Here is a 19,807-nt window from a genome sequence, read left to right as displayed (position 1 = left end):
GCCGGCCGTCGCCCTCTCGCCCAAGGCCGGCGCCCACGGCGAGCTCTGCGGCCTGCTCTGCATCAAAGCCGCCCACGAGGCGAACGGCCAGGCCAGCCGCCGCCGCGTCCTGACCCCCACTTCAGCCCACGGGACCAACCCGGCGACCGCCGCCTTCGTCGGCTACTCCGTGACCGAGATCGCCCAGACCGATGACGGCCGGGTGGACCTCGCCGACCTCGCCGCCAAGCTCGGCCCCGACGTGGCCGCCATCATGGTCACCAACCCCAACACCTGCGGCCTGTTCGAGCGCGACATCATCGAGATCGCCCGGCTGACCCACGAGGCCGGCGCCTACTTCTACTGCGACGGAGCCAACTTCAACGCCATCGTCGGCCGGGTGCGGCCCGGCGACCTGGGCGTCGACGCCATGCACATCAACCTGCACAAGACGTTCTCCACCCCGCACGGCGGCGGCGGGCCGGGGGCGGGGCCGGTGGTGCTGTCGCAGGCGCTGGCCCCCTTCGCGCCGGCGCCCTGGGTGGTGCGTGGGACCGACGGCCTTCAATTGGTGGAGGAAGCCATCGAGGAGGCCGGCCAGGCGTTCGGACGGATGTGCGCCTTCCACGGCCAGATGGGCATGTTCGTGCGGGCCTACGCCTATATGCGCAGCCACGGCGCGGACGGCCTTAGGCAGGTGGCCGAGGACGCGGTGCTCAACGCCAATTACGTCAAGGCCCGGCTGTCGCCGGTGATCAGCCCGGCCTTCCCGGATGGGCCCTGTATGCACGAGGCGCTGTTTGACGACACATGGCTGGAGGGGACCGATATCACCACCCTCGACTTCGCCAAGGCGATGATCGACGAAGGCTTCCACCCGATGACCATGTACTTCCCGCTGGTGGTTCACGGCGCGATGCTGATCGAGCCCACGGAGACGGAGTCCAAACGCGAGCTAGACCGGTTCTGCGACGCCCTGGTGGCCCTGGCCGGAGCCGCCAAGGCCGGCGACGTCGATAGATTCAAGGGCGCGCCGTACCTAGCGCCGCTGCGCCGGCTCGACGAAACCCTGGCAGCGCGCCGGCCAAGACTGACGTGGCGCCCAGAACCCACAACTGTGGCGCCGGCGCCATTAGCCGCGGAATAGGTCGACCCTAGGAAAATTTAACGCGCTGCCGCCTTTACGACTCCCGGGCGCGTTCGCATATCTGGCTTGCGTGGCGGGGTGAACTCCCCTTCGCCCCTGCGCGCTCCCAGGTCGTCCTATAAACGTGTCATTCGCCATGCCCTCGCTGCGCGTCCATCGCGCCACCGACGATCTCGCGCACGAAATCGTCAGCCGCCTGATTCGGTTCGGGTTGCTGTCGCTCGGCTTTGCGATCGTGGCGTTCGGCGTGGTCATCGCCCCCCTGCCGGGTCCCGGCGGGCTGCCGGTGATCGTGGTCGGCCTGATGATCGTGCTGCGCAACTCGTTCAAGGCCAAGCGGCAGTTCGTGCGCATGCAAAAGGCGCACCCGAAGATGATCTTCCCGCTGCGCCGACTGCTGCGCCGCGAGCCCGAGGTGGTGCCGGTGTTCTGGCAGCAGTTCCTGCGTGTCGAGCGCCTGATCGTGCCCGCCCGGATGCGGTTCGCGGTGAAGACCCGCCGGCGCTACTCGAAGCGCCGCCGCTAAGCCCTACTGAAGTTTCGCCGCCATCTGGCTGATGGCGCTGTCGATCAGCGGATCGGTGGTGGCGCCGGCCAGCCGCTGGACCAGCACCTGTTCGGCCAGCTGCGCGGCCAGGTCGGCGGCGGCAGCCTTCACGTCCGCTGCGGCCTGAGCCTCGGCCGTGGCGATGCGCTGTTCGGCCAGCGCGCCGCGGCGCTGGATCTGCTCGGCCAGCTTTACCTGGGCGTCAGCCTGCAGGCGCTGGGCGTCTTCCTGGGCGGCGGCCAGCATCTCGGCGGCATGCCGCTCAGCGGCGTCGCGCCGGGTCTTGATTTGCGCCAGCAGATCCTGAGCTTCCTGCCGCAGGGCCTCAGCTTCGTCGAGTTGGGCGCGGACCTTGGCGCCGGCCTCGCCGAGGGTCTTCCAGACCAGCCTGTGCACGCCGACCATGACCAAGACGACCAGGAACACGACAAAGGCGACGCCAACCCAGAAGTGGGCGTCCAAAAGCAATTCCATTGACCTATCCCCTCGCCGCCTGGGCGCTCGCCAGTTCGGCGGCGCTGGCGGTCTTGCCAGTCAGCTTGGCCACGATCGCCTGGGCGGTGTCGTTGGCGATACCCGTGACATTGACCATGGCCGCGTCGCGGGCCTTGACGATGCGGGCTTCAGCCACGGCTGCGGCCTCGGCCAGCTTGGCGTCCTCGGCCGCCAAGCGGGCGGTGATCTCGGCCTGAGCCTTGCTGCGGGCGTCGGCCGCCACCTTCTGCGCCGCGGCCCGGGCCTGGGCCGCCTCGCCGGCGGCGACCTGGGCCTGGGCGTCAGCCTCGTCCTTCATGCGCCGAGCTTCGGCGATGTCTCCGGCGATCTGACTCTCGCGCAGGTCGATCGTGCCCCCGACCCGAGGCACGACGATGAAGCGCATGAACGCCAGCACCACCGCGAAGACGATCAGGAACCAGGCGATCTGGCCCGGCCACCACTGGAAGTCGAACTGCGGCAGGCCACTGGATTCGTGGCCGGCCGCAGCGGTCCCTTCGTGGGACTCCTGCGCTACCGCGCCGGCGTGGTCGCCAGGAATCACCGGGGTGGCGTGAGGTTCAGTCGCCATGGTGAGCGTTAAGTCCGCGCTTAGCCGAACAGGATGATCAGCGACACCACGAAGGCGAACAGGCCCATGGTCTCGGTGAGCGCCATGCCCAGGAAGAGCATGGTCTGCTGGCTGGCGGCGGCCGACGGATTGCGGATCGCGGCCTGCAGGTAGCTGCCGAACAGGATGCCGAGGCCAACCCCGGCGCCGATCATGCCCATGGCCGCAAGGCCCGCGCCGATGAGCTTGGCCGAGGCGGTGAAGTCGATGACGGATTGAGCGGTCGTCGGGTCCATCTGGATAGTCCTCTTAGGTAAGTGCGTTGGGGCTTAGTGGCCGTGACCGAAGTTCACGACCTCGTTGAGGTAGACGGTGGCCAGCGCCGCGAAGACGAAGGCCTGAAGGACCGCCACCACCAGCTCCAGGCCGGTGAGAGCGACGATCATGGCGAAGGACAGCACGCTGGGAATGATGGCGAGGGTGGCGATGCCGCCGGACAGCGCCACCAGGGCCAGCGCCACCACGAAGCTGCCGAACAGGCTCATCACCACGTGGCCGCCCAGCATGTTGCCGAACAGTCGCATGGCTAGGGTCACCGGCCGCACGAAGTAGGACAGCATCTCGATTGGCACCATGAACACCAGCAGCGCCTTGGGCATGCCCGACGGCGCGAACAGGGTCAGGAACCGCGGCCCGTGCTTCACGAAACCCAGGATCAGGACACTGAAGAAGGTCAGCACCGCCAGCGTCGCGGTCACCGCCAGTTGGGCGGTCACCGTGAAGGTCAGGCTCAGGCCGCCGATATTGCCCACGGCCAGCACGATGCTCATCAGGTTGAGCACCAGGATGACCATGAACAGCGTGAACAGGTAGGGGACATAGGGCTTGCCGTGCGGGCCGATGATCGGTCCCACCAGAACCCGATCAATGATGTTGTAGAGCGCCTCGGCCACGGCTTGGGCGCGGTTGGGGACGATCTCGCGCTTGGCGGTCAGGAGGAAGAAGAGGATCAGCAGCGCGCCGCCGGCGAACATGCTGACCACCGAGTTGGTGATCGACATGTCAAGCGTCAGGCCGCCGATCTGCATTGGCGGCAGATCCACGATCTTCTTCACCAGGAACTGGTGCATCGGGTCGATGGCGGGCTGTTGCGCCATTAAGGCCTATCCTCGTCTTCGTCATCGTCGGGGACGCTGGGCAAGGGCCCCAGCTTCTCCATCTCAATCCTGCTCGTCCGCGCCGCGGTGCTGACCGCCACGAAGATGGAGAGCCCGGTGCCGATCAGCAGGCCGCCAACCAGTCCCCAGGGCCCTGTGTTGGCGAACCGGTCCAGCAGCCAGCCAAGGCCGGCTCCCCCGAGCACCCCGCCCACCACTTCACCTACGAAGCGGTAACCCTGCGCCATGCCCGCATGAGCGTCGCCGCTCGTCCTGCGGACCTGCGCCGCCTCGGCTGCATCCAGACGAGCGTCGAGCCGCTTGCGCGCCTCTTCGTGCGATTCGTCCGGGTGCGACATGCGTCGAAAGGTCTTTCGACTGCGACGTAGCCGCCGCGCCGGGGGCTTTGAAGGTCGCGCGGAACCTATAGGCGCGTGTGCAGTGCGTCAAGGCTGGCTGATACCTCTATAACTCGTTGTATTTTCTCATGATTTCTCACCTCGCGACATTCCGACCGACAATCGCCTATTGCGCGGCGATGGCCTCGGCCTGACGCAGGTCCACGGACACCAGCTGGGAGACCCCGCGCTCGGCCATGGTCACTCCGAACAGCCGGTCCATGCGGGCCATGGTCACCGGATTGTGGGTGATGGCGATGAAGCGGGTCTCGGTGCGGCGGTTCATCTCGTCGAGCATGTTGCAGAACCGGTCGACGTTGGCGTCGTCGAGCGGCGCGTCCACCTCGTCCAGCACGCAGATCGGCGCCGGCCGGGACAGGAAGACGGCGAAGATCAGGGCGGTGGCGGTGAGCGCCTGCTCCCCGCCGCTCATCAGGCTCATAGTGGCCATCCGCTTGCCGGGCGGGCAGGCGTAGATCTCCAGCCCGGCTTCCAGTGGGTCTTCGGACTCCACCAGGCGAAGCTCGGCCTCGCCGCCCTGGAACAGGGTGGAGAACAGGGTCTTGAAGTGCGCGTTGATCACTTCGAAGGCGGCAAGCAGGCGCTCGCGGCCCTCGCCGTTCAGCTCATCGATGCCCTGGCGCAGACGGGCGATGGCGCCGGTGAGGTCGGCGCGCTCGGTGAGCATGACCTCCAGGCGGGCGGCGCTTTCCCCAGCGTCTTCCTCGGCCCGCAGGTTCACCGGCCCGATGGCCTCGCGCTGGCGCTCCAGATTGTAGAGGTGGGCCTCGATGCCGTCGGCGTCGGTGGGGATGGCCACAGCCTCGTCGGCGAGCTTTCGAGCCAGCTCCTCCGGCTCGATGCGGGCGGTCTCGCGGATCTGGGCGGAGACCTCGGCCAGGCGCGTGGCGCCGGCCTCGGCGTGGGCGGCGAAGCTGGCGCGCAGCTCCCGGGCCTCCGAGGATGCGGCCTCGGCGGCGCGCAGCGCCCGGTCGGCGTCGGCGCGCTCATGCTCCGCGGCGGCCAGGGCGTCTGAGGACCTGGCGCGGCGGGCCTCGCCGGCGCCCAGTGCGTCCAGAAGGGAGGCGCGGCGGGCCTCCAGGGTGGTGGGCGCGGCGAGAACCTTGTGGAGCTGGGCCTGGGCGATAAGCCGGCCTTCATCCAGGTGCGCCAGACGCTTGCCGGCGGCGGCGGAGCGCCGGGACCAGTCCTCGCGGTCGCGGGTGAGGTTCTCCAGGCGCCGCGCGCGGCCGTCGCGCTCGCGTACTTCAAGCTCAAAAGCCGCGCGGGCGGCGGCGGCAACCTCCCGGGCGGGGCCGGAGGCGGCCCGCGCCGTGGCCAACCGTTGCGCCAGGTCGCCGGCCTCCGCCTCGCCTACGTCGGCGTCCATGGCCACAGCGAGCTGGCCCTCCAGCTCGGCAAGTTCGGCTTCGAAGCGGCGGATGACATCGTCCAAGGAAGCGGCGTGGGCCTCGCGGCGGGCGGCCTCACGGTCGAAGCGCTCCAGGGCAGCCCGGGCCTGGGCGGCCTTCTGCTCCAGGACGGGAGGCTCGCGACGGGCGTCGCGCAGGACATCCTCGGCCTGGCGCAGACGCGCGGCGGCGGCGGCCAGGGTTTCGCGGGCGGACGCGGCTTTGGGGGCCAGCTTCTCGATCTCGGCCTCGACCTCGGCCAGGCGGGTCTTCTGTTCCAGCCTGACGGCGGCGGGCTTGGGCGCGTCGGCGGTGGCGGTGAAGCCGTCCCATCGCCACAGGTCGCCTTCCCGTGAAACCAGCCGGCAGCCGGGCGCCAGGTCCTTCTGCAGGCTCGGACCGTCGGCGCGGTCCACCAGGGCGGTGAAGGCCAGCCGGGCGGCCAGTTCGGCGGGCGCCTTGACCAGCTTCGACAGCGGTTGCGCACCGGCGGGCCAGGCCGGCGCAGTGGCGTCGCGGCCGCCCCAGTAGGACGGCGCCGTGGGATCGAGCGCGGCGTCCAGGTCGTCGCCCACCGCAGCGGCCAGGGCCTTCTCGTAGCCGCGGTCCGGCGAGACCGCGTCCAATACGGGGGCGAACCCGCCGCGCTTGGCCTGGGCCACCAGGCCGGCCAGCGCCCTGGCCTCGGCGGTGAAGCGGCCGAGGTGTTCGTCGAGTTTGCGGGCCGCCTCGCGGGTCTCTGCCTCGGAGGCGATGGCGCCGCCGCGGGCGTCCTCGGCGGCGTCCAGGGCCGAGCGGGCGGCGGTCAGCGCTGCGTCGGCGGCGTCGAGCGCGGCCTTGGCCTGGGCGGCCTCGGGGTTGATGGCGGGCCCAAGCGCCTCGCGTTCATGACGGGCCTGGTCGAGCGCCCGGCGGGTGCGCGAGACGCGGGCCTGGGCTTCCTCCACCCGGTGGGCGGCGGCGCGCCGCTGGGCCTCGCGGGCGGCGAGCTGCCCGGCCAGGGCCTCGACCTCGGCGTCCGCGGCGGCGCGGGCGTCATCGGCGGCGCGGACGGCGGTTTCCAGTTCCGGCGCGCGGACCGGGGCGGCGGCGATGGCCGCCTCCAGGGCGGTCAGGTCCTGGGCCAGGCGCTTGAGCGCCACGTCGGCGTCATCGACGATGTGTTCTTCTCGGGCCCGGTCGGCGTCGATGCGGGTCACGTCGCCGGACAGGCGGTCGAGCTCGGCGGCCTGGGCCTCCTCCTCCCGCTCCAGCCGGTCCTTGTCGATGGCCAGCTTGTGCAGGATGGCGGCGGACACCGTCTCAGCTTCGCGCAGTGGCTTGATGGCCTCTTCCGCAGAGGCAGCGCGGGTGGTGGCGGCGGCGGCCTCGCGGGCGGTCTCCTCCACCGCGCGGATGGCGGCGGCGGCGTCCGAGGTCAGCCGCTCGGCGGCGGCCTTGGCCTCGGCGTAGCGGGCGTAGAGCACTGCGCCCTGCAGCGACCTGATCTCCGCCGACAGCTTCCTGTAGCGTTCTGCCTGGCGGGCCTCGCGCTTCAGGCGGGCCAGGGCTGCCTCAAGCTCGCGGGCCACGTCGTCGAGGCGGGCCAGATTGGCCTCCGCCGCCCGCAGGCGAAGCTCCGCCTCGTGCCGGCGCGAATGCAGGCCGGAGACCCCGGCCGCCTCCTCCAGGATCATCCGGCGGTTCTGCGGCTTGGCGGCGATCAACTCGGAGATCTGCCCCTGGCGCACCAGGGCTGGCGAGTTCGAACCCGTGGAGGCGTCGGCGAACAACAGCTGCACGTCGCGGGCGCGCACCTCGCGGCCGTTGATCCGGTAGGTGGAGCCGGCGCCGCGGTCGATGCGGCGGACCACCTCCAGCACTGGATGGTCGTTGAACGCCGCCGGCGCGCGGCGGTCGGAATTGTCGATGGTCAGGGAGACCTCGGCGTGGTTGCGCGAGGGCCGGCCGCCGGAACCGGCGAAGATCACATCGTCCATTCCGCCGGCCCGCATGGCCCTGGCGGAGTTGGCGCCCATCACCCAGCGCAGGGCTTCCAGCAGGTTCGACTTGCCGCAGCCGTTGGGTCCCACGATGCCAGTAACGCCGGGCTCGATCCGGAACTCGGTCGGATCGACGAAGGACTTGAAGCCCGCCAGGCGCAGCCGCTGGAAGTGCACCGGTTTCAGCGCCCCCCAGGCTTGGCGGCCGCGATGGCGGCGTCGAGGTCGGCCAGGGTGGGCACGCCGCCCGCGAGCTGCTTGCCGTTGATGAGGAAGGTCGGCGTGCCGGTGACCTTGTCCTCCTCCACCACCTTGCGGACCCGCTCGTTGAGCGCGACCTGGGCCGGCTGGTCGGCGATGCAGGCCTCGAACTGCGGCTCGGTCATTCCGTTAGCCTTGGCGATCTCCACGAAAATCGGCTTGATCTGGCCGTTCTGCCAACGGTCCTGGCTGCGGAACACCTCGTCGACGACCTTGAAGTACTTTGAGGGGCCCGCGCAGCGCGCCATCAGGAAGCCGGCGGCGGCCACCTGCGGCGGAGAGGTCAGCAGCTCCTTCAGGGTGTAATGGACCTTGCCGGTATCGATGTACTTGGCCTTGAACGCCGGAAAGACGTCGTTGTTGAAGGCCGCGCAGTGATTGCAGGTGAGCGAGGCGTACTCCACCACCTTCACCGGCGCCTTCGGGTTGCCCAGGCTCATGTCGCCGGTTGGCGTGGCGGCCCATGCGGCGCCGGCCAGGGCCGCCAGGAAAGCGGCGCCGGCGATCGCGTGGCGGCGGGTGGGCGCCATCCTACTTGGCCGCTTCGGCCACGGCGGTGTCGATCTGCGCCAGGCTGAGTTCACCCTCGGCGATCTTCTTGCCGTTGATGAAGAAGGTGGGCGTGGCGGTGATCTTGTCGTCGCGGATCGCCTTGGTGACCCGGGCGTCCAGCGCCTTCAGGGCGTCCTCGTCCTGGACGCAGGCGTTGAACTGCTCCTCAGTCATGCCCGAGGACTGGGCGATGCGCAGCAGCACGCCGCGGAAGTCGCCGGTGGTGAACATCTCGGCCTGGTTCTTGTAGATGGAATCCAGCACCGTGAAGTACTTGTCCTTGCCCGCGCAGCGCGAGATCAGGAAGCTGGCGGCGGCCACCTCGTTGGGCGGGGTGAGAAATTCCTTCAGCGTGTAGTGCACCTTGCCGGTGTCCACGTACTTGGTCTTGAAGGCCGGGAAGACCTCGTTGTTGAAGGTGGCGCAGTGGGTGCAACTGGCCGAAGCGTACTCCACCATCTTCACCTTGGCGTCGGGGTCGCCCATGGTCATGTCGCCGGAGGCGGCCGAGGCGCCGGCGCCGCCACGATCGCAGCCTGCGAGGGCCAGGCCCGCGACGGCGGCCGCGGCGACCATGGCGAGGCGACGGCTGGTCTTCTGCATGTTCAGGCAACCTTCTGCAGTTTGAACGAGGGATTAAAGCGCGATTCCCGCGAGGGACCCTAGCGAGCGCTCCATTCCACCTAAGCTATCGGACTGCGGCGGTCTTGAGACAATTCACCGCCGCTGGCGCAGGACGCCGCGACCCAGGGCCAGCAGCGCGGCCTTGAGCTTGCCTTCGGGCGCCTGGGCGAGGCCATCGGCCAGCCTCGCCTCCTCAGCGGCGTCCAGGGGTGGCAGGCGCCTGGCCGGCGCGGCCGGCGCTGCGAGCTGGCGCAGGGGCCCCTGCACGATGCGCAGCTTCTGCACCGCCTCGGCGCCCAGGAAGAGGTTCACTCGGGCGAGGATTTCGTGCGCCTGGTGCTGGATGATCGCCGCCGAGGGGCCCGCCACCCGGATTTCCAGGGACGACGGCCCGCCGTTGCGGCCCTTGACCAGCTTCACCGGCTCGGTACGCCGGGCGATCTCGGGACCCACCACCTCGCGCCAGCGGGCGGTGAGCGCGCCTGAGCCCTGGCCGAACTTGGCGTCGAGCTCGCGGATCATCCTGGAAAGGCCGCGCCCGGCCGGCGGCGGCGGCCGGCGCTGGGGCCGGGTGCGCTTGGCGGCGAGGATGCGGAGCGCCTCTTGCGCGGTGGGCAGGGGCCTGCGGGGCATGGCGCCACAATAGCCGCCATCGGGCGATGACGCTAAGGGGGAACGGTGAACGCCCCGACCCTGCGCGCCCAACTCCTGGCCTGGTACGACAAAGGCGCCCGCGACCTGGCCTGGCGGGTGGGGCCGCAGGCGAACGCGCGCGGCGTCCGCGCCGACCCGTACCGGGTGTGGTTGTCGGAAGTGATGCTGCAGCAGACAACGGTGCCGCACGCCACGCCCTATTTCCTGGCGTTCACCGCCCGCTGGCCGACAGTGACCGACCTGGCCAACGCCCTCGACGGCGAGGTGATGGGGGCCTGGGCGGGGCTGGGCTACTACGCCCGCGCCCGCAACCTCATGGCCTGCGCCCGGGCGGTGGCCCGCGACCATGGGGGCGTCTTCCCGGTTGCCGAGGAAGGCCTGCGGGCTCTGCCAGGGCTGGGCCCCTACACCGCCGCGGCGGTGGCGGCGATCGCCTTCGATCGGCCCGCCAATGTGGTGGACGGCAATGTGGAGCGGGTGATGGCCCGGCTGTTCGCCGTGGAACGGCCCCTGCCCGGCGCCAAGCCCGAATTGAAGCGCCTCGCCGCCGGGCTCGTGCGCGAGGACCGGCCCGGCGACTGGGCTCAGGCGCTGATGGACCTGGGGGCGATGATCTGCCGGCCCCGCCAGCCGCTGTGCGAGCGCTGTCCGGTAGCGAGCCATTGCGCGGCGCTGGCCACCGGCGCGCCGCAGACCTATCCCCGCAAGACCGCCAAGGCCGCGCGCCCACACCGCCACGGTATCGCCTATGTGCTGACCCGCGGCGAAGAGTTGGCCCTGGTGCGCCGCCCGCCGAGGGGACTGCTGGGGGGCATGCTGGCGCTGCCCACCAGTGACTGGCGGACGGGCCGCTGGAGCGAAGCCGAGGCGCTGGCCGCAGCGCCGGCGCAGGCCGACTGGCGCAGCGTCGGCGAGGTGGAGCACGGCTTCACCCACTTCACGCTCACCCTGCGGCTGCTGCGCGCCGAGGGCGAGGCCGACGGCGTGATCTGGACGCCCCGTGAGGGGCTGGGCGTGCTGCCCAGCGTCTTCCTGAAGGCCGCGCGGGCGGGGCTCGCCAACCTCATCTAGGCGGGACGGCCTTGGGGAAGACGAAGATCAGGATGGCGCCGGCGGTCAGCGACATGGCGAGCGCAGCGGCCGGGATGGCCGGCACCCCGAAGGTGGCCAGCGCCGCGCCGCCGAGGGTCGAGCCCAGCGCCTGACCCATGGCGATCACCGAGCCATTCAAGGCAAGGGCCACCGGCGCCCCTTCGGTCATCTGGATCAATCGGGCCTGGATCACCGGGGTGATGGAGAACAGCGCCGTCGCCGCCAGGAAGATCGCGAAGGCCACCAGGAGCTGGCTGGGCAGGCCCGCCGGAGCGGCGTGGCTGGTGGCGGCGAAATGCAGGCTCATGGCGGTGGCCTGGATGGCGAAGCCCTGCAGGATCCAGGACTTTCCGGCGTTGCGGTCGGCGGCCCGCCCGCCGAGCCACAGGCCCGCAATGGAGCCCACCCCGATCATCGCCTGGAAGGCGCCGACGCCGGCCCCGGTGACGCCTGCGCCGACCCGCACGATCGGGGCGATGTAGAGGTTCAGGGTCATGTTGGCGGCGAAGGTCAGGAAGGTGGTCATGTAGAGCGGCCAGATGGTCGGGACCGAGATCCGCCCGCCTTCCCGCTTCGGCGGCGCCGGGATCTTCGGCAGGAAGCCCACCACGGCGATGAGCGCGATGGCCGAGAGCGCGGCCGCCAGCAGGAAGGTGGCGCGCCAGCCGAACATCGATCCCACCACGCTGCCCAGCGGGATACCCAGGACGAAGGCCAGTGTCATGCCGCCGGACACCATGGCGATGGCCGAGCCGCGGCGCTCTGGCGGAGCCAGAGACGCCGCGGCGACGGCGGCCGCCGGACCGGACATGGCGCCCGCCAGGCCCGCCAGACCGCGCAGGCCCAGGAGGGTGGCGAAGTCCGGGGTGAGCGCGCAGGCGATGTGCAGGACTAGGCCGAGGCTGAGGCCCGCGATCACCACTATCCGCCGGTCCAGCCGTCCCAGGCCCCAGGCGGCCAGCGGCCCCAGCAGTGCGGAGGTCAGCACATAGGCGGTCTGAAGCTGGCCGGCGACGGCGGTGGAGACCCCCAGGTCCGCGGCCATCGGCTCGAGGAGACCCGCGAAGATGAAGGCCGCCGATCCGAACGCGAAGGTGACCAGGGTGAGGACGAAGACGCGGGGGTTCAACGCCTCTGCCCTGTCATCGCCGGTCCCCGAAGTTCCGCGCCAGCCTGCGCGGGAACGGGCGCCAGGTCCAGCCTAGGCGGCCAGTTGCTGGCGGACCTTGGCGCGCAGGACGTCGATGGGCGAGAGGCCGGCGTCGGACTTGAAGTGCCAGTAGGTCCAGCCGTTGCAGGCCGGAGCGGACTGGGCCATGGCGCCCATCTTGTGGATGGAACCCGCCAGGTCGCCCACCACCAGGCTGCCGTCGGCGCGGACGCGAGCGGCGTGGCGGCCCTTCTCGTCATAGAGCACGTCGCCGGCCCGCAGCAGGCCCGCCTCGACGATCTGGCCGAACGGCACGCGGGGCTCGGACTTCTTGGAGCCGGTGACCACCATCGCCTCCGGCGAGACCGGGATCACCTTGGCGATGCGGGCCTTGGCGAGCTTGGCGTAGGCCGCCTCGCGCTCGATCCCGATGTAGCGCCGACCGAGCCGGCGGGCCGCAGCCCCGGTCGTGCCGGTTCCGAAGAACGGGTCGAGGATGATGTCGCCGGGCCGCGTGGACGCCAGGATCAGCCGGTGCAGCAGGGCTTCGGGTTTCTGGGTCGGGTGCGCCTTGACGCCCGCCTCGTCCTTCAGCCGCTCCTCGCCGGTGCACAACGGCAGGGACCAGTCGGAGCGCATCTGCAGCTCGTCATTGGCCATCTTCATGGCGTCGTAGTTGAAAGTGTAGCGCCGGGCGCCGCGGCTCTTGGCCGCCCAGATCAGGGTCTCATGGGCGTTGGTGAAGCGCGTGCCCTTGAAGTTCGGCATGGGGTTGGTCTTGCGCCAGACGACGTCGTTGAGGATCCAGAAACCCAGGTCCTGGAGCGTCGCCCCCACCCGGAAGATGTTGTGGTAGCTGCCGATCACCCAAAGCGCGCCTTCGTCCTTGAGGATGCGGCGGCACTCGCCCATCCAGGCCTTGGTGAAGGCATCGTACGCGGCGAAGCTGTCGAAGCGGTCCCAGTCGTCGTCCACCGCGTCGACCTTGGAATTGTCGGGGCGCAGCAGGTCTCCCCCGAGCTGCAGATTGTAGGGCGGATCGGCGAACACCAGGTCGACGGACCGGTCCGGCAACGCCTTCAGCGCCTCAAGGCAATCGCCCTGGATGATGGTGTCGACCGGCAAGCTCATGTCCGCCCCTTCGAACTCAGGAATTTGGAATCCTGGGGCTTCATGGTGAACGTCCCGTTGCCGAACGTAGTCAACGAGGGGTTAAGGCTCAGCGAACGGGGGTTCGTCGGCCATGGGGTCCTTGAAGGCTCGCATCGGGTCGCGGCCCATCAGGGCCAACTTCACGGGTCCCCAGCTCAGCCGGTGGATTTCGCAAGGGCCCAGGTCCAGAAGCGCCCGGGCGTGGACCGGCGCGCCGTAGCCCTTGTGGCTGGCGAAACCGTAGCCGGGGTACAGGCCGTCCATCTCACCCATCAGCCGGTCGCGGGCGACCTTGGCCAGGATCGATGCCGCGGCGATGGACTTGGACTTGCCATCCCCGCCCACCACGGTCTTCACCTCGCAGGGCAGCTTGAAGCGGTAGGCGCCGTCCACCAGGGCGAAGATGGGCGGGACGGCGAGCGCCTCGATGGCCCGGCACATGGCCAGTCCCGTGGCGTGCAGGATGTTCAGGGAGGCGATCTCCTCGACGCTGGCGAAACCGACGCCCCAAGCCACCGCCTTGGCCTTGATTTCAAGCTCCAGAACCTCGCGGGTCCTGGCGGAAAGCTTCTTGGAATCGTCCAGACCCTTGGGGACCTTCTTCGGGTTCAGAATTACCGCCCCGGCGCTCACCGGCCCCGCCCAGGGACCGCGTCCAGCCTCGTCGACGCCGCAGACCAGGCCACCGATGAAGGCCCGCTCCAGCATCATGCCGGGACCGCGCCTGCCCATCAGCGCGCCATATCTCGGACCGCGTCGTGGCGGAAGCAGCCCGGCAGGTGGTCGTTCACCAGGCCGGTGGCCTGCATCCAGGCATAGACGATCACCGGACCCACGAACTTGAAGCCCCGGGCCTTCAGGGCCTGGGAGACCTCAACCGCCAGTGGCGTCTGAGCTGGCGCCTCGGCCATGCTGGCCCAGCGGTTCTCCACCGGCTTGCCGCCGGCCAAGCCCCAGCAGAAATCGGAGAAGTCCTCGCCGGCGTCGCGCATGGACAGGTAGGTCCGGGCCGAGCCGATAGCGGCGTCGATCTTGGCGTTGGAGCGCACGATGCCGGCATCGGCCATCAGCCGGGCGCGGTCGGCCTCGCCGTAGCGGGCGACCACCTCTGGATCGAACCCCGAGAAGGCCGCGCGGAAGGCTTCGCGCTTGCGCAGGATGGTGATCCAGGCGAGCCCCGCCTGGAACCCGTCGAGCACCAGCTTCTCCCACAAGGCGCGGGAATCGTACTCCGGAACACCCCATTCCGTGTCGTGATAGGCCTCGTACAGCGGGTCGCCGGCCATGCCGCGCCAGGCGCAACGATGTGGGTCGGTGGTCATCGGCGGCACCTTCGTCTGAGCCTGCCGGACCTGACAAGCGGAGATCCTGGGCGTGGGCTTCGGAGGCCTCCAACTGGCGCACATTGATTTGGGCGAGGTGGCGCCCGCGTTGGCGGCGCTAAGCGGCTTCCTAGCCGAGGGCCTCGAGAAACCATGAGGGCCGCTCCAGGGTGACGGGGCGGCCGTCCACCGTCAGGCTGGCGCCTAACGCCCGGTCCAGCCGGAGCGACGCCATGGCCCGGCCGTCGCGCCCCGACAGCACCTCGCCGGCCCGGAGCTCGCCGGCAAGCACCTCGGCGCCTGGCGCGGGCGCGGGGCCTTCGAAGGCGACGGGCGCCATGCGGGTCTTGATGTGGCCGCGGCGCTTCATGCGCGAGGTGGTTTCCTGGCCGACGAAGCAGCCCTTCTTGAAGTCGATGCCGTTCAGCAGGTCGAAGTTGGCCTCAATGGGATAGGTCTTGTCTGATCCCCAGTCGGCCGGCCCCGGTATGCCCAGGGCCAGGCGGTGGGCGTCGTAGGCGCGGGCGTCGGCCGTCAGCGCGCCCTGGGGCGCCACTGCGCCATAGCCCCGCCAGCCCAGGGCGGCGAGGCGGGGATCGGCCAAGAAGCCGGGTGCTGCCTGGGGCCCTCCGAACAGCGCCGAGATCGTCGTTTCGTCCGCCGTGATCTCCACCTTGGCCCGCAGGCGATAGATCGTGAGCCGCTGTAGCAGGGCCTGGCGGTGGGCCGCCTCCACGTCCAGCCAGACGCCCTCCTCGCGGCCCACTACGAAGAGGTCGTAGAGTAGCCGGCCCTGGGGGGTGAGCAGGGCGGCGAACCGCGCCTCCCCGGGCGCCAGCGTCTCCACGTCCTGGGTGAGCAAGCCCTGCAGAAAGCTCCGCCAATCGGGGCCGCCCACGGCGATCAGCGACCGGTCGGGCAGGCTTGCGAAGTTCGGCGACTGGGTCATCCCGGCAATTTGGGGTGCGCTGGTGTGGAGCGCCAGCGCTGGCTTGGCCTATAGAGGGGGTAATGTCGCCCGCGTCCTTCCCGATCCTGTTCATCACCGCGACCCGGATCGGCGACGCGGTGCTGTCCTCGGGCCTGATCAGGCGCCTGGCCGACGAAATCCCCAACGCTCGCTTCACGGTGGTGGCGGGGCCGGCCGCAGCCCCGCTGTTCGCCGAGATTCCCAATCTCGACCGGGTCATCGTGGTCGAGAAGGCCCGCGACGGCAGCCACTGGTTCGCCCTCTGGCGCCAGGTGCGGGCGACCCGCTGGGGCGTGGTGGTGGACCTGCGGGGCTCCGGCCTGTCGCGGTTCGTCCGCACCCGGCGTCGCGCGGTGTTCAAGAAGTCTGCTGAGCCCACCCACAAGGTCGCCGAGGCCGCCCGCACCCTGCGCATAGATGACGAGCCGGCGGCCCCCTATCTGTTCACATCGCCCGAGACCGACGCCCGGGCGGCGAAGCTCACCGCCGGCTTCGGCCCGATCCTGGCCATTGCGCCGGCCGCCAACTGGCTGGGCAAGACTTGGCCGGTGGAACGCTTCTCCCAGGTGGCCATGACCCTGTTGGGCCCCGATGGCCCGATGAAGGGGGGCCGGCTGATGGTGCTGGGTGGGCCGGGGGATGAGACCCTGGTGCGGGACCTGCGTAACGTGGTCATGCGCAGCCAGTTCATCGACCTGGTGGGCAAGACGGACCTGCTCACCTCCTACGCCTGCCTCAAGCACGCGCGCCTCTTCATCGGCAACGATTCTGGGACCATGCACTTGGCCGCCGCCGCCGGCGCCCCGACGCTGGGCCTGTTCGGGCCCTCCGACGAGCGGCTGTACGCGCCCTATGGCGAAGTTTCCCGGGTGGTGCGGGGCCCGCGCAGTTTCGAGCAGATCCGCGCGGTTGACCCTGGCTTCACCCAGGCGCTCTGTCACATGATGGACCTGAGCGCGGAGCGGGTGACCCAGGCCGCAGCAGACCTTCTGACCGCCACCGAGGCGACACTTGGCTGAGACCTACGACCTGATCGTTCGCGGCGGCAAGGTGGTGAACCACTCCGGCCGCGGCCCTGCCGACTTGGGCGGCCGCCGCGGCAAGATCGCCGCCATCGGCGATCTGGGCCAGGCCTCGGCCGGCGAGGTGTTCAAGGCCAAAGGCCTCACCGTCATGCCCAGGGTCATGGACACCCAGGTGCACTTCCGCGAGCCGGGTCTGGAATGGAAGGAAGACCTTGAGACCGGCTCTCGCGCCGGCCGAGCGCCTCTACCTGGAACGACAGCTTGCGCGGCTGAACTAGCTTCCCAAGCCCCCGGGCGCTTGGAATAAGGCTGGCCATGGACGCCGAGCTCCGCCCCTCCAACGCGCCGTTTCGTGATGCGCGCTATGCGCCACGCAAGCTGGAGGTCGAGCGGCGTCCAGGCGGGGAGATGGTGCTCAGCAACCCCACGCCGTTCGCCAGCCACTTCCAGACCATGACCGCCCCCCTGGACCACTGGGCCGCCGTCGCCGCCGACCGCGTCTGGCTGGCTGAGCGCGCCGGCGAGGGCTGGCGCACCGTGACCTTCGCCGAGGCCGCCCAGCGGGTGGCCGTGCTGGCCGGCGGCCTGCGGGCCTTAGACGTGGTGGGGCCGCGCCCGCTGCTGATCCTGGCGCACAACGCCATCGATCATGCCCTGATCGCCTACGCCGCCATGAGCCAGGGGATGCCGGTGGCGCCGGTGTCACCGCAGTACGGCCTGAAGGGCGCAAACCCGGCCCGGCTGGCCCACGCCGTGGCGACCTTGAAGCCTGCCTGCGTCTATACCGAAGACGCCGTCCTGTTCGGCGAGGGGCTCGCCGCCGACTGTCTTGCGGGCCTGCCAGCAGTCGCCGCCGCGAACCCCCGCCCGGGCGACATCTCGCTGGAAAGTCTGATGACCGCGCCGCCCGCCGCGGCGACGGCCAAACCCGACGACCACGCCAAGTACCTGCTGACCTCCGGCTCCACCGGCCACCCCAAGGCGGTGATCTGCAGCCACCGCAACATCGCCCTGAACTCGGCCCAGATCACCGCCTGCTTCGACGATCCCGAGCCGCCGGTGATGGTGCACTCCGCGCCCTGGAGCCACAGCCTGGGGGCCAACTCGATCCTGCACCTGGTGCTGCACCGGGGCGGCACGCTGTACATCGACGCCGGTCAGCCCACCGCGGCGCGGTTCGCTGAGACGGTGCGCAACCTCACCGAGATTTCGCCCACCTACCAGAACATGGTGCCCGCGGGCTGGATGCTGTTCGTCGATGAGCTGGAGGCGGACGACGCCCTGGCGCGCCGGTTCTTCGCCAGGGTGCGAGTGCTGCAGTACGGCGGCGCGGCCCTGGGGCAGGCGGTGGCCGACCGCATCCAGGCCGTGGCCGTGCGCACGGTGGGCGAGCGGATCAGCTTCGCCAGCGGCTATGGCGCCACCGAGACCGGACCCACCGCCTGCAACGTCCACTGGACCAACGCCCGCATGGGCTTGATCGGCCTGCCCCTGCCTGGGACTTCCGTGCGGCTGGTCCCGGAAGCCGGAAAGCTCGACTTTCGCGTGAAGGGCCCGCAGATCACCCAGGGGTACCTGGGCCAGCCAGAGCTGTCGGCCAACGCCTTCGACGACCAGGGCTTCTATGTGCTGGGCGACGCCGCGCGGCTGGTGGATCCCGACGACCCGGAGGCCGGGATGGTGTTCGACGGGCGCCTGTCGGAGAACTTCAAGCTGGCGTCCGGGACCTTCGTGGGCGTTGGCGAACTGCGCATCGGGGCGTTGGGCGCCATTGGCGGTGCGGTCACCGACGCCGTGGTCTGCGGCGAGGGCGAGGCCACTGTGGGTCTGCTCTTCTATCCCAACCCGCGGCTCGCGCGCGCCGAGGTCGAGGCGGCCGTTCGCGCGGGCCTGGAGACCTTCAACGCCCGCGCCAAGGGCTCCGGCGGCAAGGTCGCCCGCGCCCTGGTGCTGCCCGATGTCCCCGACGCCGGCGCCGGAGAAATCACCGACAAGGGCTACATCTCCCAGGCCCTTGCGCGGACCCGCCGCGCGGGGGCCGTTGCCCGCCTGTTCGCCGATCCCCCACCTCCAGACGTGATGGTCCTGACATGAACGGCGCCGACGCCCTGATCGCCACCCTGGTGGCAAATGATGTGACCGCCTGCTTCGCCAATCCCGGCACCAGCGAGATGCACTTCGTGGCCGCCCTCGACGCCCAGCCGCAGATGCGCCCGGTGCTCTGCCTGTTCGAGGGGGTGGCGACCGGCGCCGCCGACGGCTATGGCCGGATCGCCGACAAGCCCGCCTGCACCCTGCTGCACCTGGGCCCCGGCTACGGCAACGGGGTCGCCAATCTGCACAACGCGCGCCGCGCCTACACCCCGATCGTCAACATCATCGGCGACCACGCCACCTATCACCGCCAGTACGACGCGCCGCTGAACTCCGACATCGCCACCCTGGTGAAGCCCAATTCTCTATGGGTGCGCTCGGCCGACACCCCCGACAGCGTCGCGGGCCTGGCGGCGGAGGCGGTGGCGGCGAGCTTCGGCCTGCCGGGTGGCCCGGTCAGCCTGATCCTGCCGGCGGACTCCGCCTGGCTGATGACCAGCGGGGAGCCGGTTATCGCCCAAAGGCCGGTGCGTCCCGCGCCGTCCGGCGCCGCGGTGGAGGCTGTCGCCCGCGCCATCCGCGCAGCGAAGACCCCGGTGATCCTGCTGGGCGGGCAGGCCTGTCGGGCCGAGGCCCTGCCGCACGCCGCCAGGCTGGCCGCTGCGGGGATCCGGGTGCTGGCCGACACCTTCGTGGCCCGCCAGCCTCGGGGGGCCGGAAGTTTTGCGCCCGGCCGGATGCCCTACTTCGGGGAGGTCGCCCTGACCGAGCTGGAGGGCGTCGACCTGATGGTGTTCGCCGGGACCGCCATGCCGGTGGCCTTCTTCGCCTATCCCAACCGGCCCAGCGTTCTGGTGCCGGAAGGCTGCGCGACGCTCACCCTGTCCGAACGGGCTGCGGATTCCGTGGCCGGCCTGGCGGCCCTGGCCGACGCCCTGGGCGCGCCGGCCCAGGGCCCGGTGCAGCCGCTGAAGCTGCCCGAAGCCGCCGCCACCGGCCAACTCACGCCGCAGGCGGCTGGGATCGCCATCGCCCGGCACATGCCCGAGGGAACCATCGTCTGCGACGACAGCGTCACCTCCGGCGGCGGCGTCGCCCTGCCGGCGATGACCGCCCGGCCGCACGAGGTGCTGGCGCTCACCGGCGGGGCTATCGGCATCGGGCTGCCGCTCGCGGTCGGCGCGGCCGTGGCGGCGCCAGATTGCAAGGTGTTGTCGCTGAATGGAGACGGGGCGGCCATGTAC

General features: G+C 70.5%; 20 protein-coding genes and 1 pseudogene. 7 read left to right on the top strand and 14 right to left on the bottom strand.

All coding sequences use genetic code 11. The features are described 5' to 3' along the window. The coding region (gene gcvPB / locus ACLL81_RS04080; RefSeq protein ID WP_411287070.1) for an aminomethyl-transferring glycine dehydrogenase subunit GcvPB at positions 1-1,126 on the top strand (1,126 nt) is incomplete at its 5' end. Positions 1,127-1,262: 136 nt separating this feature from the next. Continuing rightward, positions 1,263-1,652 carry a PGPGW domain-containing protein gene (locus ACLL81_RS04075; protein WP_411287069.1) on the top strand — a complete coding sequence of 130 codons (390 nt, stop codon included), beginning with the start codon at positions 1,263-1,265 and terminating at the stop codon, positions 1,650-1,652. A gap of 3 nt (positions 1,653-1,655) precedes the next feature. Here ACLL81_RS04075 and ACLL81_RS04070 read toward each other — a convergent pair whose 3' ends face one another. The 9 genes from ACLL81_RS04070 to ACLL81_RS04030 form a co-directional block, all read right to left on the bottom strand. Continuing rightward, positions 1,656-2,147: an ATP F0F1 synthase subunit B gene (locus ACLL81_RS04070; protein ID WP_411287068.1), complete on the bottom strand. Its 492-nt coding sequence runs from the start codon at positions 2,145-2,147 to the stop codon at positions 1,656-1,658. Between the two features lie 4 nt (positions 2,148-2,151). Beyond that, positions 2,152-2,739, bottom strand: coding sequence for a hypothetical protein (locus ACLL81_RS04065; RefSeq protein ID WP_411287067.1), 588 nt, complete (start codon positions 2,737-2,739; stop codon positions 2,152-2,154). Between the two features lie 20 nt (positions 2,740-2,759). Beyond that, positions 2,760-3,014 (bottom strand): F0F1 ATP synthase subunit C, encoded by a 255-nt coding sequence (locus ACLL81_RS04060; protein ID WP_411287066.1) that lies wholly within the window; start codon positions 3,012-3,014, stop codon positions 2,760-2,762. 33 nt (positions 3,015-3,047) lie between these two features. Continuing rightward, positions 3,048-3,875, bottom strand: a complete 828-nt coding sequence (locus ACLL81_RS04055; protein WP_411287065.1) for a F0F1 ATP synthase subunit A — start codon at positions 3,873-3,875, stop codon at positions 3,048-3,050. Beyond that, positions 3,875-4,234, bottom strand: a complete 360-nt coding sequence (locus ACLL81_RS04050; protein ID WP_411287064.1) for an AtpZ/AtpI family protein — start codon at positions 4,232-4,234, stop codon at positions 3,875-3,877. The genes ACLL81_RS04055 and ACLL81_RS04050 overlap by 1 nt, the downstream gene beginning before the upstream one ends. 166 nt (positions 4,235-4,400) lie before the next feature. Continuing rightward, on the bottom strand, positions 4,401-7,844 hold the full coding sequence (smc, locus tag ACLL81_RS04045) for a chromosome segregation protein SMC (RefSeq protein ID WP_411287063.1): 3,444 nt from the start codon (positions 7,842-7,844) through the stop codon (positions 4,401-4,403). A 5-nt stretch (positions 7,845-7,849) separates the two neighbouring features. Further along, complete coding sequence (locus tag ACLL81_RS04040; RefSeq protein WP_411287062.1) at positions 7,850-8,458, bottom strand: DsbA family protein; 609 nt, start codon at positions 8,456-8,458, stop codon at positions 7,850-7,852. Position 8,459: 1 nt separating this feature from the next. Then, positions 8,460-9,083: a thioredoxin domain-containing protein gene (locus tag ACLL81_RS04035; protein WP_411287061.1), complete on the bottom strand. Its 624-nt coding sequence runs from the start codon at positions 9,081-9,083 to the stop codon at positions 8,460-8,462. 114 nt (positions 9,084-9,197) lie between these two features. Beyond that, entirely contained in the window at positions 9,198-9,737 is a 540-nt protein-coding gene (locus ACLL81_RS04030; RefSeq protein ID WP_411287060.1) for a DUF721 domain-containing protein, read from the bottom strand. A gap of 45 nt (positions 9,738-9,782) precedes the next feature. Between ACLL81_RS04030 and mutY the strand changes: the two genes are divergently transcribed. Then, complete coding sequence (gene mutY, locus ACLL81_RS04025) at positions 9,783-10,829, top strand: A/G-specific adenine glycosylase (protein WP_411287059.1); 1,047 nt, start codon at positions 9,783-9,785, stop codon at positions 10,827-10,829. Here the strand turns inward: mutY and ACLL81_RS04020 are convergent. The 5 genes from ACLL81_RS04020 to ACLL81_RS04000 all read right to left on the bottom strand — a co-directional run bounded on the left by ACLL81_RS04020 (position 10,822) and on the right by ACLL81_RS04000 (position 15,423). Next, entirely contained in the window at positions 10,822-11,979 is a 1,158-nt protein-coding gene (locus ACLL81_RS04020) for an MFS transporter (protein WP_411287058.1), read from the bottom strand. The two genes, mutY and ACLL81_RS04020, sit on opposite strands and share 8 nt — an antisense overlap. Before the next feature lie 72 nt (positions 11,980-12,051). Continuing rightward, entirely contained in the window at positions 12,052-13,131 is a 1,080-nt protein-coding gene (locus ACLL81_RS04015) for a site-specific DNA-methyltransferase (RefSeq protein ID WP_411287057.1), read from the bottom strand. An 81-nt stretch (positions 13,132-13,212) separates the two neighbouring features. After that, positions 13,213-13,884, bottom strand: a complete 672-nt coding sequence (locus tag ACLL81_RS04010) for a ribonuclease HII (protein ID WP_411287056.1) — start codon at positions 13,882-13,884, stop codon at positions 13,213-13,215. Then, positions 13,884-14,474 carry a DNA-3-methyladenine glycosylase I gene (locus ACLL81_RS04005; protein WP_411287055.1) on the bottom strand — a complete coding sequence of 197 codons (591 nt, stop codon included), beginning with the start codon at positions 14,472-14,474 and terminating at the stop codon, positions 13,884-13,886. The genes ACLL81_RS04010 and ACLL81_RS04005 overlap by 1 nt, the downstream gene beginning before the upstream one ends. 130 nt (positions 14,475-14,604) lie before the next feature. After that, a complete protein-coding gene (locus ACLL81_RS04000) occupies positions 14,605-15,423 on the bottom strand; it encodes a YgfZ/GcvT domain-containing protein (protein WP_411287054.1) in 819 nt (272 codons plus the stop codon). Positions 15,424-15,485: 62 nt separating this feature from the next. On the opposite strand from ACLL81_RS04000, the gene ACLL81_RS03995 reads away from it, so the two are divergent. The 4 genes and pseudogenes from ACLL81_RS03995 to ACLL81_RS03980 all read left to right on the top strand — a co-directional run. After that, positions 15,486-16,463, top strand: coding sequence for a glycosyltransferase family 9 protein (locus tag ACLL81_RS03995; RefSeq protein WP_411287053.1), 978 nt, complete (start codon positions 15,486-15,488; stop codon positions 16,461-16,463). Continuing rightward, positions 16,456-16,731, top strand: a pseudogene (locus ACLL81_RS03990) (dihydroorotase); the annotation flags it as partial. The gene ACLL81_RS03995 and the pseudogene ACLL81_RS03990, both read left to right, overlap by 8 nt. A 53-nt stretch (positions 16,732-16,784) precedes the next feature. Further along, positions 16,785-18,563, top strand: a complete 1,779-nt coding sequence (locus tag ACLL81_RS03985) for a feruloyl-CoA synthase (protein ID WP_411287052.1) — start codon at positions 16,785-16,787, stop codon at positions 18,561-18,563. Then, the coding region (locus ACLL81_RS03980; protein ID WP_411287051.1) for an acetolactate synthase large subunit at positions 18,560-19,807 on the top strand (1,248 nt) is incomplete at its 3' end. The genes ACLL81_RS03985 and ACLL81_RS03980, both read left to right, overlap by 4 nt.

Origin of the sequence: Phenylobacterium sp. (assembly GCF_046590535.1) — a bacterium.
Taxonomy (GTDB): Bacteria; Pseudomonadota; Alphaproteobacteria; order Caulobacterales; family Caulobacteraceae; genus Phenylobacterium.
The sequence above is the reverse complement of the archived record's forward strand: the minus strand, read 5'-3'. Positions and strand labels throughout refer to the sequence as shown.